The sequence below is a fragment of the Candidatus Flexicrinis affinis genome (genome assembly GCA_016716525.1).
In the GTDB taxonomy this organism is placed as follows: domain Bacteria; phylum Chloroflexota; class Anaerolineae; order Aggregatilineales; family Phototrophicaceae; genus Flexicrinis; species Flexicrinis affinis.
The window spans coordinates 1734483-1752742 of record JADJWE010000001.1 but is presented as its reverse complement, the minus strand read 5'-3'; the positions used below and the strand labels follow the sequence as shown (position 1 = coordinate 1752742).

Sequence of the window (18260 nt, the reverse complement as noted above, 5' to 3'; positions counted from 1 at the left end):
ATAGCAGAAATTATGTTCTATTGTAGCATAAACGGCGGGGAATCGCACGAGTAGCGCGGCCCGTACATGCTGGAACGTCCGCCGTGCGTTATGGTAGACTGCGCACGACGCACCACTGAGATGGAACGCTAAATGCGACGACCTGCAATTCTACTGCTGCTGCTGATTTGTGTCGGCTGCACGATACTTCCACAGCCAAACGTCCTTGTCGTGACTCCGACGCCGCAGGCGGCCGGGCCAACGGCGATCAATACGCTTGCGCCGCAGGTGCAGGCGACGGATACGCGCGCGCCGGTCACGCTCGGGCCTGCTGTGGGCGCCGATTACACGATCGAGCCGACCAGCACGCCGCGCTTCACCGCTGGCCCGCCTACCGAGACCGTCCCGCCACGCCCCTCGACGTTCACGCCGGGGCCAAGCTGGACGCCGATCCCGACCCGGCCCACCAACTCGCCGACGCCTGACCCGCTGGCAGGCCCACCGACGGCAACAGCGACCCCGATCCCGCAGTTGGACAGTTCGCGCATGGGCATCCAGCTCGCGAGCAACATGGGCCGTGTCGAGTGGGATGCCAGCTTGACGCGTGCCAAAGAGTTGGGCGTAGAGTGGATCAAGGTGCAGGTTGACTGGAACTATCTGCAGCCTAATGGCTATGATCCCAATGAGGATCGGGTCAACACGTTCCTGATCAACATCGAGACGGCCGATCAGTTCGGCTTCAAGATCCTGTTCAGCGTTGCGAAGGCTCCGAACTGGGCGCGTTCTACCAACGAGTTCTCCGGCCCGCCCAACGATCCGCAGGAGCTGGGCAACTTCCTGACCATGCTGCTGCAGACCAAAATGGGCCCGATCGTGGACGCGATCGAGGTCTGGAACGAGCCGAACCTGATGATCGACTGGGTGACCGACCAGTACCCGTTCACCGGGGCAGGGTACATGCAGCTCTTCGGCCCGGCATACGGCGCGATCCGTGGCTACCGCAGCGACATTATCATCGTGACGTCCGGGCTTGCGCCTACGGGGAACAGCGAAGGCACGCGCAACGACCGCCAATTCCTGCAAGAGATGTACGACGCCGGCCTCGGGCGTTATCAGGACATCGTGATCGGCGTGCATCCGTATGGATGGGCCAACCCGCCCGACGCACGCTGCTGTGACCCGTCGCCGGAACGCGGATGGGACGATCAGCCGCAGTTCTTCTTCCTCGACACGATCGAGGATACGCGGGCGATCATGAACCGTAATGGGCACGGCGGAATTCCGATGTGGGTGACGGAATTCGGCTGGACGTCGTGGGACGATCTTGGTGTCGGCATCCCCGAACCGCAGGCCGACAACCTGTGGATGTCCGAGAATTCGCCGATCGATCAGGCGAACTTCGCCATTCGCGCTTTCGAGATCGGGCTTTCGCGTTCGGACATCGGCGTGATGTTCCTGTGGAATCTGAACTACGCTAATCCGTTTACGTTAGCGAACCGTGACGAGATTGCTGGCTACAGCCTGCTCGTTATGGCAGACGACTACGTGCAGTACACCAAGGCCCGGCCACTGTTCTACATGCTGCCGCAAGCCGCCCGCGGCCTGCCGTGAGTCGTGGCTGGGGGCTGGGCGCAGCCGTAGCGATCCTGCTGCTGGCCGGCGTATTGCGTTTCGCCGCATTCGGTGAAGTTCCTCCCGGCCTCCAGCATGACGAAATGTTCAAGGCGCTCGAGGCGCGTCAGTTTCTCGCCGACGGCTACTTCCGGATCTTCTATCCTTCGAATCAAGGTCACGAAGGCGGCTATGTGTGGATGCTGGCCGCCTCGGCGGCATTGTTTGGCGCAAACGTCGCAGCGATCAAGTTCCCGGCGTTCATTATGGGGATGCTGACGGTTGCGCTGACGACCCGGCTCGGTGCTCGCCTCGGCGGGCGCTCGGTCGGCCTCGCCTCTGGCGGACTGCTTGCCGTGAGTATGTGGGGAGTGTTCACGAGCCGTGTGAGCCTTCGTGCAGGAATGCTGCCGGTGTTTGCCGCGCTGCTGGGCCTGTGTGTTATCTCCCTCGCGAAGCGGCCACGTGTTTCGGCTGCGGTTGTCGTCGGCGCAGTCATGGGCGCAGCACTGTACACGTATACGTCGTCGTTTGCGCTGTGGGCCGGCGCCGCTGCTACCGGTCTTATCGCCGTGATCAGGGCACGCCGGATATGGTGGGAGACGGCGGGGCGCTGGGTGCTCGTGGCAGTGATAGGCACGGCGGTCGGCCTTCCGATGATCTTCGCGCGCGTAACCGATCCTGAGGGCTTCAACCGGTCGAGCTCGATCACGCGTCCATTCGCCGACGCGCTCGAGGGCCGGCCGCAAGAGCTGATCGATAACGGGCTGCGAATCGCCGGGATGCTAGCGTTCACCGGTGACCCCGAAGCACGCTACAACATCCCGGACCGGCCGCTGTTTGCGCTTCCAGTCGGGTTGATCGCATACGCCGGCCTTGCAGTCATCGTGTGGCGTGCGCGTCGCCGCCCGGAGTACGCGTATTGGGTCGGCGTGATTGCCGCTGGCATTGTGCCGAGCCTGCTCACCGTGTCGGCACCTGCTTACCTGCGCTTGGTCGCGCTGATGCCGGCAGTCGCACTTGCGTTCGCGTTTGGCTGTGCGCTGCTGCCCGGTCGTCTCGCGCCAGCTGTGATGATTGCCGGGATTGGGCTTACGGCGGTGCTGGACGTGCCGGCGTACTTCTCGACATGGGCTCAACTGCCCGAGGTCTCGGCCATCTATCGCGACGATCTTGAACAATTGGCACGCCATGTGGCTGCAGACGACCGCCCGTGGTTGGTCAGTACACCCGATGTCGAGCAGGACGCGCTGACTTTTTCGCTGTACGCGTCGGACGTGATGCACCGGGTCGGATTCTTCGACGGGGACACGACGGTCGCGCTGGGTGAAGGTGCGGTGTTAGCATTGTCGGCCCTTAGTCCGCTCAGCCCGCCACACATACCGTTTGCCGCGCCGGACATGGGTGCTGTGCCCGGCGAACCGATCGCAGACCAATTCGGGCGCGTTGCATTCGAGCGCTTCGATCTCGCGTCCACCGGCGGCCTCAGCCAGCGAATCGCGGCGGCCGCCGCGTCTCCTGTGTATGTTTGGCCGCAGATTGAACTCGGTCGCGGCGACCTCGCTGAGTACGCCCACTCGCTCACGCTTCCCGTGACGTTCGGCGGCGTGGTCGAGCTGATCGGGTTCGAACTGGCAGACCGGGATATCGCGACCGAATTCGACGGTGTCAACCTGCAGCTCTACCTGCGGCCGCTGGCCCGAGACGATCGGCCGTTGAGCGTCTTTGTCCACGTCCTCAACCGCGACGGCACGATTCATGCGCAGCGTGATTTGATGGGAATGCCGTCGAATCAGTGGATCGCAGGAACGGTCATCGTGCAGGACAATTTTGTCATTATGGGGCCGTCCGCTTCAGGTCGCTATGTCGTGTCGCTGGGAATCTACGACACGCTCACAGGTGAACGCCTGACGATCGACGGGACGGATGGCATGGACCGCGTGCTGCTTGGCCGCGTCCGGGTGCGCCCGGGGGACTAACGTGCGTCGATTCTTGATTGTAGTTGTGTTGATGCTGGTTGTCGCCACGATCGCGTCGGCCCAGACTGTTCGATTGCCGGCGCGCAGCCGGCTTTCGCCGGAAGCGGTCGTCGATGCGTCGTTGTATATGGCGCGCTCCATCCGTGCCGATCGAATTGTGTGGTCGCCGGGCGGGTCGCTGCTTGCCGTCGTCGATGATGTGGATGTGCTGTTGTTCACGGTCGCAGATTGGACTGCCGAGCCGGTCCGCCTCCGCAGCGCGCAGCCTGTCGTCGATTTGGCGTTCAGTCGGTCCGGAGCGCTGCTGTATATCGCTCAAGCGGGCAGCATTACGACGTGGAGCGTCGACACAGGCGCAACTGCCGCACGCTATGTGGTCGATGCGCGCCGTATCGCGGTCAGCCCCGATGACTCGCGTCTTGCGGTCTTGACCCGTCAGTCCACGGTCGATGTCATCGCGGTGACGGATCGCTCGGTTGCGAGCATGCCGGTGACGGCGCCGGCCGAAGGCGTGGCATTCTCACGCGATGGGCAGTCTATCGTCGTCTCGGACGGATTAGGGGGAGGTGTCATTCTCGACCCTGTCCTTCGCCAATCGACTGTATCAATGTCACCGTTGGTTTCTCAACAGGAGGGGCATTCGGTGCTGCGCGCTGCGGCCGCCCCGGCCGGGCAGAGATCGATCGTAACGCAGATTGCTGCCGGCCCGATCTCCTTTGCCCGACGCGCGACCGCCGACGGCGCGGTTGAAGCCGAGTATGCGCTGCCGGCTGCGTTCAGCCAGGTTTACGGCTGGGACGTCAACCCGCGAGGCAATCTGCTTGCTGGCGCTGGAATAGGACGTTCTCCGGAGCAGAGCGCCGTCGTCGTGTGGCACTACCGGGATGCCTTTGCCGTCGAGACGTTGGCTCATCCGGGCGTGCGCGATGTGGCGATCAGCCCGGACGGCACACTGATCGCATCGGTCGGCGGAGGGGCGCTGCGCTTGTGGTCAGCCGAGGATTCGAGCTTCGATGCCGAATTCCTCGCAGGTCTGAGGCAAGTGAACGTCGTAGCCGCCTGCTCGGATTTGGGTGTCGGTCCAAGTGCGGTGCCACCGGTTGGCGGGCAGACGGTCAGTTTGGTGTGGAGCTGGTACGCCGCGACCGAGGCGCAGGTTCGCGAATACCTCGATGCGGCGGTATTCGTGCTGACGCTGGACAGCGTCGTCGTTCGGCCGTGGGTGTTCGTGTCACGCATCGCGCCTGACGAGGCCAACGGCGGCGACCCGACCGTCTACTTGTACGCACCGGTCGGGCAGGTTGGCGCAGGCTCCCACTGGACGACCATCGACGTCACGTGGGTACGTTCCATCGACGATGGGTATGCGAAGTTCGGGCCGGGCACGCCCAACCTGAGCGACGGCGGCTCGTGTTCGTTTACGGCGCAGTAGCCGGTCGGATGACCAGCGCCGCCCGTACGCCGCGTAGGCTGAGCAGTGCCGCGACCGTCATCATGGCCGAGATAACCAGTACAAGCGTCGTCATCGAGTCCGGGCCGAGCCGCTCGAGAAAAACGCCCATCAGCGGCGGGATCACCATACCGCCGAAACTGCCCGCTGCCCCGATGACGGACGCAGCCGACCCAGCCGCAGACGTGAAACGCCGGGCAAGCAGCGCAAACCCGGCCGGATAGATCGGGCCGAAGGCGAAACCGAGCAGCAGCGTAGAGATCACGATCAGCGGGGCACTGCTACCGCTGAAGACGTAGAGCGCAGACGCGATCGTAGACAGCACGACTCCCAGTACAAACTGTCGCTGGAACGACACCCGTGACCCCACAGCGGTCATGATCAAGCGTGAAACCATGAATGCGACGAAGTACAGGCTGGTGAGAACGCCACCCTGATCGCGGTCGAAGACGCCCGCGTTAAACGTGAACTCGGTTGTCCACCCGCCGACGCCGACCTCGATGCCGACATACAGTAGGAAAACGGCTGCGAGCAGCCACAAGGTCGGCGACCGGAAGATGCTGCGTTCGCCCAACTGCTGCACTTCTCCGCGCAGGTTACGCGGGCCGACGATAGTAAGGGCTGGCAGGGCGATGAGCAGAAGCACGACGGCCAGCCAGAACATCGCGATGCCGCTGCCCAGCAGACGGTTTGCCTGCACAGCAAGCAGAGGGCCGGCTACAGCGCCGAGACTGAATACGAAGTGCATTGAGTTGAGCGGACGTGCGGCCTCATCACGATACAAACGCAAGATCATGAGCTGGCCGCCGATGTCGATGAATCCGCCGCCAAGCCCGAACAATGCCGCGCCAATCAGCAGCGCCACGAGGGATTCGCCGATTGCCAGCGTTCCGATGCCTGCCGCGAACAGCGCAATGCCGACGAGTAGGGGCGGGCGCGACGAGAATCGGTCGATCGCGGGGCCGGCCAGGATTGTCGACACGAGGCCAAGCAGAAACTGTGCAGTGAACAGTGTGCCAAGTGATTCGATCGAGGCGCCGGTTTTGGCGGAAAACTCGTTGAGCAGCGGGCCAACGCTCGCGATCTCAACGCCGAACACAAAGAACGGGAGCCACAGGCTCAGAAGAGTCCAGCGGCGGCTTGCTGACGAGGGCATGGAACGTATCCGTCTTATCGAGAATTCAGTGTGCTGTTAGTCCGGGCTAGGGAAGTTCCGCTACACTTCTCGTTGATCGAGAAGGGAATCACCGTGACTGTTCTACCAGCAAATACACACGTCTTCGTAAAGCGCAGCGTATTCAAGATGACGTTAGCGCAGTTGCAGGCTTTCCATCAAGATCCAAGTGCGCTGCGAAAGTTAACGCCGCCACCGATCTTCATGCGGCTTCATGACGATCGCCGCACCTCAATCACCGAAGGTGAGATCGAGTTCACGTTGTGGTTCGGGCCGTTACCCGTCCGTTGGACGGCGCGCCATGCCTCGCTGGATACCGGCACCGGCTTTCGCGACTATCAGGTTAAGGGTCCGTTGGCGTACTGGAACCATGAGCACATCATGGAGGACGTCGAAGGCGGCGCGGCGTTGACCGACCGAATCACGATTGCGCACCATCCGGGGCTGAGAGGCATTCTCACACGTCTAATGTTCGACGGTATCCCGCTGCAGATCCTCTTCGCGTACCGTCACTGGCGGACGGCACGAGCAGTGGAGAACTAGGCCGCCGTGGCAACCAAAGTCGTATCGCAAGTCATCGTGATCGGCGGAGGCGTCGGTGGGTTGACCACGGCGGCTCTGTTGGCGCAGGCAGGCTATGACGTCAAGGTGCTCGAGGCGCAGACCTATCCGGGAGGATGCGCGAGCACGTGGACGCACATGGGCTATCGATTCGAGAGCGGTGCGACGGTCGCCGGCGGGTTTCAACCCAACGGACCGCATCACGTCGTGGGCGAAGCGCTGAACATCCAGTGGCCGGTGAGGCGTCACGACCCCGCGTGGGTCGTACACTTGCCGGGCACGCAGGTTTCGCTCACAGCGGACAACGCGGACGTGCTGGCGAAGTTTCCGCATACCGCCAAGTTCTGGGAGACTCAGTCCCGTCTCGCGAACTTGACGTGGCGCTTGTCCGCGCAGAACATGCCGTGGCCGCCGACTTCGGGCCACGAGGCCATGCGGCTCGCGCGGATCGCGCTGGGCAACTTTCCGGATGATCTACAAGCCGTGCCGTACGTCTTTGCAACCGTATACGATTGGGCCGCGAGGTTCGGCCTGACCCATGACGCGCAGTTCATGCGCTTTCTTGACGGCCAGCTCTTGATTAGCGCGCAGACAACGAGCAGGCACGTCAATGCGCTGTGGGGCGCAACGGCGCTCGATCTCGCGCGTCAGGGCGTCTACCATGTACGAGGTGGAATCGGCGGTCTGGCCCAAACGCTTGTGGATACGCTGCGTCGATATGGCGGCGAAATCCTTTACCGGCACCGGGCGTCACGTCTCGAGGTCATCGACGGCCGCATCGTTGGCGTGTGGGTGACACGCAGCCGGCATTCGACCGAGGAGCTGTTCATGCCGGCCGATTTCGTAGTCGCAAACACGACCCCGTGGGATGCGGCTCGCTTGCTTGGGTCGAACACCCCGCCCAAGCTGCAGCGCGAGATTTCACGGCCGAAACGCGGATGGGGTGCGTTCGTGCTCCACCTCGGCGTCGATTGCGACGTATTCCCGACCGGGTACCCGGATCATCACCAGATTCTGCTCGATCTTGACGGGCCGTTGGGCGAGACACGCAGTATCTTCATGTCAGTTTCGCCTGAGTGGGACGATACCCGAGCGCCCGAGGGCATGCGGGCGGTGACCATCACCACGCATACCGATCCGTCACAATGGTGGCACGAGCTTGAAAGCGACCGCGACGCATACTACGCGAAGAAGGACGATTACAGCGAGAAGATCATCGCTGCCGTAGATGGCATTCTGCCAGGACTTCGTGACGGCATTGCGCTGGCCCTGCCGGGTACACCGGTGACCTATCAGTACTACACCGATCGTCATGACGGGCTGGTCGGCGGGTTTCCAATCACGTCGCTGTTCAAGGCACGCGGCCCGCGCACAGGGGTCGCGAACCTGCGCCTCGTCGGAGACTCGATCTTCCCGGGCCAGTCGACCGCTGGGGTCTCGCTCGGTGCGCTGCGCGTTGCCGAAGATGTCAAGCGCAGTTTGGCCCTGCGTGCGAGCCGCGCCAGCATCGTTGCCGTTCGCGCCAATTCGGTCAATCCTGACTCGCCGCAGGACATTGACTCGTGAGTCGACGCGCGCTGATTTGGCTGCGTCGCGACTTGAGACTGCACGACAGCGCCGCGGTACATTGGGCACTGCAGCGCGGTCTTGCGCCCCTATTCGCCTATGTGTTTGACGACCGCTTGCTGAACGGCCGATTTGCCAGCCCGTCGCGCACGGCGTTCATGCTCGCTGGCCTTCGGTCGCTCCAGCGGGACTTGGAAGGCTTGGGAGGACGACTCGTCGTGGCGAGCGGCCAGCCCGAGGCTGAGATTGCGCGGCTCGCCCGGGCCCTCGATGTGGAGTCTGTCGTCGGCAACCGTGACTACTCCCCCTACGCCCGCGTCCGCGAAGCCCGCGTCGAATCTGCGCTTGAGCCCATTCCGCTTACGCTCGTGCAAGACCGCCTGCTGGTCGAGCCGTGGGACATCGAGAGCACGTCGGGCAAGCCGTACACGGTCTATACGCCGTTCAAGACCCGGTGGCGCAGTGTGCCAAAGTCGAATCGCGAACCCCTCGCATACGACCTCAGGGGTAAGTTGGCAGAGATTCCGGACGAACATGCCGGCGCGCTGCCGGCACTCGACATGTTTGGGATGACCAACGACATCCCGTTGCCCGCGGCCGGTGAAGACGCAGCGGCTGACCGACTCTCCACCTTTCTGGATGATAGAATCTTCGCGTATCGGGACACGCGCAACCGTCTTGCCGACCCGTTCGACGCGAACAGCGGAACTTCGTCGCTGTCCCCGTACATTCGTTGGGGGATGACCTCGCCCCGCCAGATTCGTGCGGCTGCCGCGGACGCATATCGCGAGGCGCCCGACGACGAAGCACGCGCCTCGGTGGTAGCGTGGATGGACGAGATCATCTGGCATGAGTTCTACACGCATATCCTGTGGCACTTTCCTGACGTGACCCGCCGAAACTTCAACAGTGCCTACGATGGCGTGCCGTGGCGCGACGCGGGTGACGAGTTCGATGAGTGGGCGGAAGGGCGCACCGGCTTTCCGGTCGTGGACGCGGCAATGCGCCAGCTCAGCGCGACGGGATGGATGCACAACCGCGCGCGCATGATCGTTGCCAGTTTTTTGACTAAAGACCTTCTGATCCATTGGCGCCATGGCGAGGCGCATTTCATGCGCTACTTGCTCGACGGCGACATCGCGCCAAACAACGGTGGGTGGCAGTGGGCTGCCAGCACAGGCACTGACGCGCAGCCGTACTTCCGAATCTTCAACCCCGTCAACCAATCCGAGCGATTCGATCCGGACGGTTCGTTCATCCGGCGGTGGGTGCCGGAGCTGGCCGACGTGCCCGCGAAGTACCTACACGCACCGTGGGAAGCGCCGGAATCGCCGCGGGACTATCCGCCGCCAATGGTCGATCATCGGGACGCGCGGTTGCGCGCACTCAATGCCTTCAAGGGAGCGAAATCATGACAAGAGTCGTGCTGGCCGTGCTGTTGATGTTAAGCATGACACTGTTGCCTCAGGCGCAGGAAACGCTGCCAGTGCCGGATGAAGGAGGCGTCTACCTCACGATTGAAGGCGTTCGTGTATACGCCATCGACCGCGGAGATCCGGATTCTCCGGCTGTACTGCTTCTGCACGGGTTTGGAGGGTCGGTCGTGACATGGCGCTACACGATGGACCCCTTGGTAGAAGCGGGCTATCGGGTTGTGGCGTTTGATCGCCCGCCGTATGGCTTTGCCGATAAGCGCATCGACATCACGTGGGATGACGCCTTCTACCGCGACCTCACGATCAGTGTGATGGACGAGCTTGGCATCGATCGCGCCGTATTGGTGGGACACAGCGCCGGAGGCAGTGTCGTTGCCAATGTCGGAATCGCATATCCTGAACGCGTAGCCGGGCTGGTGTTCGCGGCGGGCGCGGTCTTCACGCGGCAAGCGGCGGAAGCGATGGGTTCACCGGCCGGAGATTCGCCGCTGGCCGGGCTGGCTAGCGGCATCAGCGCTATCGATCCGGAGTCACCGTTGGCGCAGTTGGCCGTCCGCGCCGTGTTCACGCCTGAACGGTTCGCGGATATTCTTTTCAGCACCTATTACGACCCCGACAAGATTCCGGCGGATGCCGTTGAAGTCTACGGCAGGACGTTCGAACTACCGGGATGGGAGGCAGCCTTCCTCAAGCTGCTGACGCAAGGCATGCCCGACATGGAAACCGACGACACGGCACTGGCGAATCTCGAAATGCCGATCCTTCTCATCTGGGGCGAGGACGACACGTGGGTGCCGCTCACCGTCGGCGAATCCCTCGCCGACGTGCTCGCCGACGCTGAACTGATAACCTATCCTGAGACCGGCCACATCCCGATGGAGGAACAGAGCGAGGCTTTCAACAAAGATTTGCTGGACTTCCTTGTGCATGTGTACAATCGCTGAGCGCCTTAAACAGTGCTTAACATCGTGATGACCCGCGCATAACGACGGTCCGATAGAGTCGGGACCAATCTGTCCGCCGGGTCGAAGACACTGGGATCAGCTTGTGACCGTCACTGAGCAACATGCAGCGACCAGCGCCTCTTCTTCGGCACACTCGAGGCGGTGGCTTTCGTTCCTGAAGCATCAGCGGACCACCGAAAACATCACCGGGTGGTTGTTCGTCGCTCCTTCGGTGATCTTGATCTTCATATTCGGCATCTTCCCCATCGGCTACGCCGCGTACATGAGCATCCACACATGGCGCATCCGGCAGGGTGCGATCTTGTGTGATTCCGAGCCGGTTGACTTTATTGCGTTAGTCCGAAGCTGCCTGAGCAACTACGAATCGGCTGTGCTTGGCGATTGGGGCGGGGCGGCACTCTTTGCCCTCGGACTTGTCGGACTGTTCGTCGCGTACATCGTGTGGACTCGCCTGTTCTCGAAGCGGCACGAGAACGTCTACGCCGTGCTGCGAATCGTTGCCGGGCTGTTGGTGATGGCCGTGGGCATTACGCTCATCAGCGAAGGCTACAACACCATGACCGGCGCGCTGCGCCCGCGCGACCAAGCCTTCCTGAAGGGCTTGCAGATCACGATCTACTACGCATTCGGCAGCATTCCTCTGCAGCTTGCGCTCGGCTTGGTCCTGGCTTACGTGCTCTACCACCGTGTTAAGGCGAAGGCGTTCTTCAGGACCATCTTCTTCCTTCCATACGTGACGCCTACCGTAGCGGCGGCGGTTGTCTTCGGTACCGTATTCAGCGGACGCGACACTTCGCCGATGAACCAGCTCGTGCAGTTGTTTGGCGGCGACGTACAGCGATGGTTAGCAGAACCGCGGCCATTCCTGAACGTCGCATTCGGGTGGAACCTGGAGGGGTTCATTGCCGGTCCCAGCATGGCGCTGGTGGTCGTTATTATCCTCGGCATCTGGACCTATACCGGCTACAACGCGGTCATCTTTATGGCCGGCTTGGGCAACATTCCCGGCGACCTGTACGAAGCGGCGCGCGTCGACGGCGCGACCGACTGGAACATCTTTCGGCACATCACACTGCCGCTGCTGTCGCCGGTAACGTTCTACCTATCTGTGCTCGGTTTTATCGGCACGTTTACGGCGTTCAACACGTTGTTCGTGATGCGAACACCGACCAACGCCGGTACGCTTGACACGTCAGCGCTCGTGATCTTTGACACGTTCCGAGCGCAGAATCGATGGGCGGAAGCCACGGCTCAAGCGATTGTGCTCATGCTGCTCGTGCTGGCGATGACGCAGATTCAACGGAGCTTGCTGGAGAAGCGGGTGTTCTATGGTTGATGCACCTCTGCCTCGCACCGCGTTACCGCCCCCGTCACAGCGGAATCCGCTGCGGGAACTTGGCGTGTCTGTCGGCGACGTGCTGCTTTACGTGGGCATCAGTATCTTCGCGTTGGTCGCGATGTTTCCGTTCTTGTGGATGATCTCGAACTCGCTGATGACGTTGGGCGAGACTCAGGTGCGTCGCTTGCTGCCTGAGTCGCCGCAGTTCTACAATTACATCGAAGCTTGGGAAGAGGCGCAGTTCAGCCGCTATTTCCTCAATTCGTGCATCATCGTAGGGATTACGATCGCCGGCTTGCTCGTGGTGTCGATCCTGTCGGCGTATGCATTCGGGCGAATCAAGTTCCGCGGCCGCAACGTCGTGTTTACGCTGCTGCTGATCACGTTGATGATTCCGGAGTCGGTGACGCTAATTCCGAACTACTTGATGGTTGCGGGCCGGATTTTTCCCCTGCCGGCGATTGGGACCGACGCGGGTATCTTCTCATGGTCCTACGATAACAGTTGGATTGATACCTATGCGGCCCTGACGATCCCGTTTATGGGCAGCGCGTTCAGTATCTTCCTGCTGCGTCAGTTCTTTGTCGGCATTCCGAACGAGCTGTGGGACGCCGCGCGCATCGATGGGGCGGGGCATTTCCGGTTTTTGATCCAGATCGTGCTGCCGATCAGCCGCGCGCCGATCATGACGGTCACGCTGCTGACGTTCATTGCGAGCTGGAATTCGTTCTTGTGGCCCTTGATCGTCACCAACAGCGACCGCCTGCGGCCGATCACGGTCGGGCTGTACAACTTCAGCGACGAAGCTGGTACGCGAACGCAGCTCTTGATGGCCGGCGCGCTGATCACGATTGCCCCCATCCTCGTGCTTTACTTCCTAACGCAAAAGACGTTTACGGAAGGTATCGCGACGACGGGGCTGAAAGGCTAGGAGGTTCTGCGGAGGTGCGGAAAAGGCACCGCCGTATAATGGAACCCGCCCTGCAGATCGCCTGCGGGGCTGTGTAGGAACGCTGATCAGGAGGAGACAAATCAGCATGGTTAGCAGACTCGGTAAGGTGCTTGTTTTCGCGCTGCTGCTGGCGGGCTTCGTGTTCCCGGTAGGCGCGCAGGATGACATGATGGCAATGGACTGGGAAAGCGTCGACCCGTCCGGCCAAACTGTCGTTTTCTGGCATCAGCACAGCGGTGCTCGTGAAGAGGAACTGGCGAAGATCGTCGCCGATTTCAACGCGAGCAATGAGTGGGGCATCACGGTTGAAGCGATCAATCAGGGCAGCTACGACGACATCTACAACCGTATGACCGTTAGCCTTTCTACCGGTGAGGCGCTTCCCAACCTCGTCGTCGCCTACGCCAATCAGTCGGCCGTTTACTACCTGCTTGATGGCTTGGTCGACATCAACGGTCTGATCGACAGCGAGATGTGGGGTCTATCGGAGGAAGAGGTCGCTGACTTCTTCCCCGGTTTCTATGAGGGTGACGTCTTCCCGCAGTACGACGGCGTGCGCCTCGGCTTCCCGCCCAATCGTTCGATGGAAGTGATGTACTACAACATCGACTGGCTTGCTGAGCTGCGCGCTGCCGGCGCGATCAGCTTCGACGGCCCGCCGACCACCCCTGAGCAGTTTGAAGAAGCCGCCTGCGCCGCAACCGCGAATCCGTTCAGCGGCGCGACCAGCGATACAGGGGCCATCGGCTATCAGCTCAGCTACGACGGCTCGCGCTTCGCGAGTTGGACGTTCGCGCGCGGTGGCGACATCTTCGACCTTGAGGCCAATCAATACACGCTGAACAGCCCTGAGGCCGTCGAGGCGATGACGTTCCTCAAGGGACTGTACGACAAGGGCTGCGCGGGTGAAATCTTCGAGCGCTTCGAAGACCAGACGAACTTCGGTAACGGTGTGACGATGTTCACGGTCGGCAGCAGCTCGGGTCTGCCGTTCTACGAGACCGCCGTCAGCGAAGGCGCTGGACACACGTTTAGCCTCGCGGCCATCCCGCACACGACCGAGAACCCGGTGCAGAACATCTACGGTGCCAGCGTGAGCATCCCGCGTACGACGCCGGAGGCTGAATTGGCTGCGTGGCTGTTCGTCAAGTACTACACCACTGCCGAAGTTCAGGCCGAGTGGGGCTTGGCGAGCAACTACTTCCCGGTGCGCGCCAGCAGCGCAGAGGCATTGGCGGAGTACATCGAGTCGTATCCGGCCTACAAGGCTGCATTCGACCTGCTGCCGTACACCAAGGCCGAGCCGCCCGTTCCGGGTTACGATCCGGTCCGTGAAGAAACCGCGCGCGTGATGCCGTTGATCTTCACCGGTAGCGACACACGGCCGGTACAAGAGATCCTCGACGAGCTGAACGAATTCGCTAACGCCGAGCTGGAAGCTGCGTCTTCGTTCTAGTTCGACCGCGGTCGCAGCATCGACAAGCAGGGCGCTCCGTTTGCGGGGCGCCCTGTTTCGTTCCCTCACGACTGCGGTGGCGTCTGCGACCGCGCTGCGCGACGAGCGTCGACTCTGGCGATGAAGGTGTCGCGCTGACTCTCCCAAAGCATTCGGTTGGTCGTACTGAAACCGACGGTTGCCCACGGCGCAGCGTCTTGCAGTGCGCTCATATCTTCGAACATCAGTGACTTGGAGCCCTTGGCCGTGAGTTTCCCGCCGAGGCGGTCGACAGCGATGACCTGGACACGACCCACCGTCGTGGCGTAGACAATCCCGCGTTCCCGTGCTTCGTAGATCCACACAATGTCGTCTTTGCGCATGAGGCCAAACACCGAATCCGCAAGTACGACCCAATTGTCCGTCACGGTGAGTCGTCCTGCGCGTTTTCCCGAGGGAAGTTCCGCCTCAACCTGTTCCAGCAGTGTCAATACCTCGGCATCGCTTCCGAACCGCTTGAGCGCGCGATAGTACGGATGCAGCTTGAACTGACTGGCGCGCCACGTACTGATCAGGATCAGAACCAAGCCGTAGACTCCGAAAATTAGCCCGACTACACCAAGCGTATCGAAGTTCTCGCTTGCCAGTCCTCCTGCGCGCAGGATCGCGCGCGGGAACCGCGTTTCGAATTCCGGATTGCCGCGCAGAACCGGTGCATAGACATCGGACAGCTCGACAGGCTCCATAGGAACGAGACTTCCGCTCCACGTACGCTGTGCAGTGTCGATCGGATCCTCGCTGGACATCAGCAGAAGTCCGTCATCGAAGATGAGCACGTAATAGTGGTTGACCGTACTCCCGTTGGCTACGACCGTCATGATCTCAGTCGCGAAGACTCTCCGAGCGTGTGCCCGCACATTGTACAGAGGAAGCGGCGGGCTCACTTGAGCGAGCAGCGATGCAGTGATTTCGACCGGAGCTGATGCCGTTGCAGTGCGGAACGCGCGGACGGACTGCGTGGCCAACAGAGCACCCGAAACGCAAACGATCCCGACAATAACTCGCGGCAACGCCGAGCGCACGATTGCACGGCGGATGAGTTTGATCATGTCAGCGTCCTCTCGACGCGAAACAGTCGCAAGGGGCCTGCTTGGTGTGGATAGAGGATGTTGAGCGAGTGAAGATAACACCGAGCGCTGAAACGCGCTGCCAGTTACCTACTCAAGCTCGGTTTTTTCGATGCGGCGGCGAAGGCGTTCCATGCGTCCGCGCTCGGGCCGAATGCGGTTGAGGATCTCCGAATAGCGCTTGCCGATCCGGCGGGCGGTCGAGCGTGCGGACGACAGCGTGTAGCTGAACTGCCGGCGCGGCGCGCCGAAGCGGGTTCCGGCTTGGCGCTCGGTCCACTGGACGACCATCGCCGCCCATGTGAGACCCCCACCGAAACCGACCATCGCTACGTAGTCGCCCGGCTTAATACGACCTTGCCCGGCAGCTTCGGCCAGAGCAATGGGAATGCTTGCGGCGGATGTGTTACCGTAGCGATCAAGGTTGCACATGAACAGCGACTTATCGACGCCGAGCGCGCGCGCCGCTGCTTCGAGGATCCGCAAGTTGGCCTGATGCGGCACAATTAGTGAGAGATCCTCGAGGGTGATTCCGGCATCGGTGCATGCCTGACGGATGCTGTCGCCGATGACGCGCGTGGCGAACTTGAAGACCTCGCCGCCGGACATGTGCATCTTGTAGGGCCTGTGCCCGTCCACCATGATCTGAGCGAGCGACACGTCGATGCTGCCGACCGACGGGATGCCGAGCAGGTCGCCACCCGATCCGTCCGACCGCAGCACGCCGGATAGCACCCCGCCCGGCTCGGTGCTGCGCTCGAGAACGACCGCGCCTGCGCCATCCCCAAACAGGATGCACGTGCCGCGATCCTGCCAGTCCAGTACCCGGCTCATCGTCTCGCTGCCGATAACCAGCGCGCGTGAAATCGCGCCGGCGCGAATCGACTGCGCCGCCATTTGCACGGCATAAACGAAGCCGGAGCACGCCGCGCTCAGGTCGAATGCACCGGCTTTCGACGCGCCGAGCCAATCCTGTATGAGGCTGGCTGCGCTTGGGAAGATGTTCTCCGGCGTCGATGTCGCGCAAATGATCAAGTCAAGCTCGATCGGCAGCATATCCGCTTTTTCCAGCGCGACCTGTGCCGCCTTCAGCCCGAGTGTCGATGTCGACTCGCGCTCGGTGGCAATGCGCCGCTCGCGGATGCCGGTACGCGCGACGATCCATTCGTCGCTGGTGTCAACGATGGCAGATACATCGTCGTTGGTCATCACATTATCCGGTACCGCCAGCCCCCAGCCGACGATATGCGCGTAATATGGTGACGATCCGTTGAGGTTAGTTGCGGCCATTCTCTGAGTACTTGCCGAATATGAGCACGGCATTGTGCCCGCCAAAGCCGAAGCTGTTGGACATAGCGATGTCGATGGTGTGATGGATGCCCTTGTGGGGCGTGTAGTTCAAGTCGCATTCCGGGTCGGGGTCGTCGAGGTTGATTGTCGGCGGGACGAAGTTATTCTGCATGGCCATGATCGTGAGGACGGCCTCGACCGAGCCTGCGCTTCCCATCAAGTGGCCCGTGACCGACTTGGTCGAGCTGATCGGGATGTTATAGGCCTGCTCGCCCAGCGCACGCTTGATGGCGGTCGTCTCGGCCTTGTCGTTGAGCGGGGTGGACGTCCCATGCGCATTAATGTAGTCGATGTCTTGGGCCGTGATCCCTGCGTCTTCCATCGCACGCGTCATGGCCATTGCCGCGCCTTCACCGGTTTCCATCGGCGCGGTCACGTGATACGCGTCGGACGTGTGCCCATAGCCGAGAATCTCGGCGTAGATGTGCGCGCCGCGCGCCTTGGCGTGTTCGAGTTCCTCAAGCACGATGACGCCGGCGCCCTCAGATACCACGAAGCCGTCGCGCCCCTTGTCGAACGGGCGGCTTGCCCGCTGCGGCTCATCGTTTCGACGGCTGATGGCGGTCATGTTGTTGAAGCTGGCGATCGTCAGCTCGACAAGCGCAGACTCGCTGCTGCCGGCAAGGGCAGCTACGGACTGACCGCGGCGAATGATCTCGGTCGCTTCGCCAATGCAGTTGTTGCCGGTTGCGCATGCCGTCGCTAACGAGAAGTTCGGGCCACGTGTGCCGTACTGCATCGAGATTCGCGAGCTGACCGCGTCGGGAAGCATCATCGGCACGAGCAGCGGGCTGACCTGCTTTGCGCCGCCTTCGAGGAACTTGAGCACACTCTCGTAGATGGTGTGGATGCCGCCAATACCAGTGCCGACGATCGACGCGATCTCATAGCGGTTGTCGTCGGTAACTTCGAGTTTGCTGTCCTGCATCGCATAATACGCGCTGTAAAGCGCTAGCTGCGTGACACGATCCGTTCTGCGCGCTTCCCGCTTGCCAAGAAATGCCTCCGCGTCGAATCCCTTCACCTCGCCGGCGAACCGGTTTTCGAGGTTCTTCGGATCAAACGACTGGATCGGCGCGATGCCTGACACGCCGTTGGCGGCGTTTTGCCACGATTCTTCTACCGTGTTTCCGATCGGGCAGATAATGCCCAGGCCGGTAACGACAACCCGTCTCCTCGACACGTCGCAATCTCCATTCCCTCAAAGCGCCGCTGACTTAGCACCAATCATAGCCCATCGTGCGGCGCTCCGGTAAGGTCGTAGTCGGTCTCACATTGAATAGAACCCCAACGACGTTGATGGGTGACGTGCCCCGACATCCTGCTTATAATGACC

14 protein-coding genes are annotated in these 18260 nt (G+C 61.7%); 10 read left to right on the top strand and 4 right to left on the bottom strand.

The annotated features are described in order from the left end of the window. Positions 1–132: 132 nt before the first annotated feature. From IPM16_07585 to IPM16_07575, 3 genes are read left to right on the top strand one after another with little or no spacing between them, the layout of a single operon-like run. Positions 133–1590, top strand: coding sequence for a hypothetical protein (locus tag IPM16_07585; protein ID MBK9122972.1), 1458 nt, complete (start codon positions 133–135; stop codon positions 1588–1590). Further along, entirely contained in the window at positions 1587–3569 is a 1983-nt protein-coding gene (locus tag IPM16_07580; protein MBK9122971.1) for a glycosyltransferase family 39 protein, read from the top strand. The genes IPM16_07585 and IPM16_07580 overlap by 4 nt, the downstream gene beginning before the upstream one ends. Position 3570: 1 nt before the next feature. Continuing rightward, entirely contained in the window at positions 3571–5001 is a 1431-nt protein-coding gene (locus IPM16_07575) for a WD40 repeat domain-containing protein (protein MBK9122970.1), read from the top strand. Here the strand turns inward: IPM16_07575 and IPM16_07570 are convergent. After that, a complete protein-coding gene (locus tag IPM16_07570; GenBank protein MBK9122969.1) occupies positions 4988–6175 on the bottom strand; it encodes an MFS transporter in 1188 nt (395 codons plus the stop codon). The genes IPM16_07575 and IPM16_07570 overlap by 14 nt on opposite strands. A gap of 93 nt (positions 6176–6268) precedes the next feature. Between IPM16_07570 and IPM16_07565 the strand changes: the two genes are divergently transcribed. From IPM16_07565 to IPM16_07535, 7 genes are all read left to right on the top strand, one after another. Next, positions 6269–6736, top strand: a complete 468-nt coding sequence (locus tag IPM16_07565; protein ID MBK9122968.1) for a hypothetical protein — start codon at positions 6269–6271, stop codon at positions 6734–6736. Between the two features lie 6 nt (positions 6737–6742). Then, positions 6743–8320: an FAD-dependent oxidoreductase gene (locus IPM16_07560; protein ID MBK9122967.1), complete on the top strand. Its 1578-nt coding sequence runs from the start codon at positions 6743–6745 to the stop codon at positions 8318–8320. 11 nt (positions 8321–8331) lie between these two features. Continuing rightward, entirely contained in the window at positions 8332–9735 is a 1404-nt protein-coding gene (locus tag IPM16_07555) for a deoxyribodipyrimidine photo-lyase (GenBank protein MBK9122966.1), read from the top strand. Next, positions 9732–10700, top strand: coding sequence for an alpha/beta hydrolase (locus IPM16_07550; GenBank protein MBK9122965.1), 969 nt, complete (start codon positions 9732–9734; stop codon positions 10698–10700). The genes IPM16_07555 and IPM16_07550 overlap by 4 nt, the downstream gene beginning before the upstream one ends. A gap of 103 nt (positions 10701–10803) precedes the next feature. Beyond that, a complete protein-coding gene (locus IPM16_07545) occupies positions 10804–12057 on the top strand; it encodes a sugar ABC transporter permease (GenBank protein ID MBK9122964.1) in 1254 nt (417 codons plus the stop codon). A 121-nt stretch (positions 12058–12178) separates the two neighbouring features. Further along, positions 12179–12991, top strand: coding sequence for a carbohydrate ABC transporter permease (locus IPM16_07540; GenBank protein MBK9122963.1), 813 nt, complete (start codon positions 12179–12181; stop codon positions 12989–12991). A 106-nt stretch (positions 12992–13097) separates the two neighbouring features. Continuing rightward, positions 13098–14468: an extracellular solute-binding protein gene (locus tag IPM16_07535; GenBank protein ID MBK9122962.1), complete on the top strand. Its 1371-nt coding sequence runs from the start codon at positions 13098–13100 to the stop codon at positions 14466–14468. A gap of 65 nt (positions 14469–14533) precedes the next feature. Here IPM16_07535 and IPM16_07530 read toward each other — a convergent pair whose 3' ends face one another. From IPM16_07530 to fabF, 3 genes are all read right to left on the bottom strand, one after another. Further along, positions 14534–15556: a hypothetical protein gene (locus tag IPM16_07530; protein MBK9122961.1), complete on the bottom strand. Its 1023-nt coding sequence runs from the start codon at positions 15554–15556 to the stop codon at positions 14534–14536. Positions 15557–15664: 108 nt separating this feature from the next. Further along, the gene (locus IPM16_07525) at positions 15665–16864 is read right to left on the bottom strand and encodes a ketoacyl-ACP synthase III (GenBank protein MBK9122960.1); all 1200 of its coding nucleotides are present in this window, start codon (positions 16862–16864) and stop codon (positions 15665–15667) included. After that, entirely contained in the window at positions 16851–18107 is a 1257-nt protein-coding gene (gene fabF / locus IPM16_07520; protein ID MBK9122959.1) for a beta-ketoacyl-ACP synthase II, read from the bottom strand. The genes IPM16_07525 and fabF overlap by 14 nt, the downstream gene beginning before the upstream one ends. Between the last annotated feature and the right edge of the window lie 153 nt (positions 18108–18260).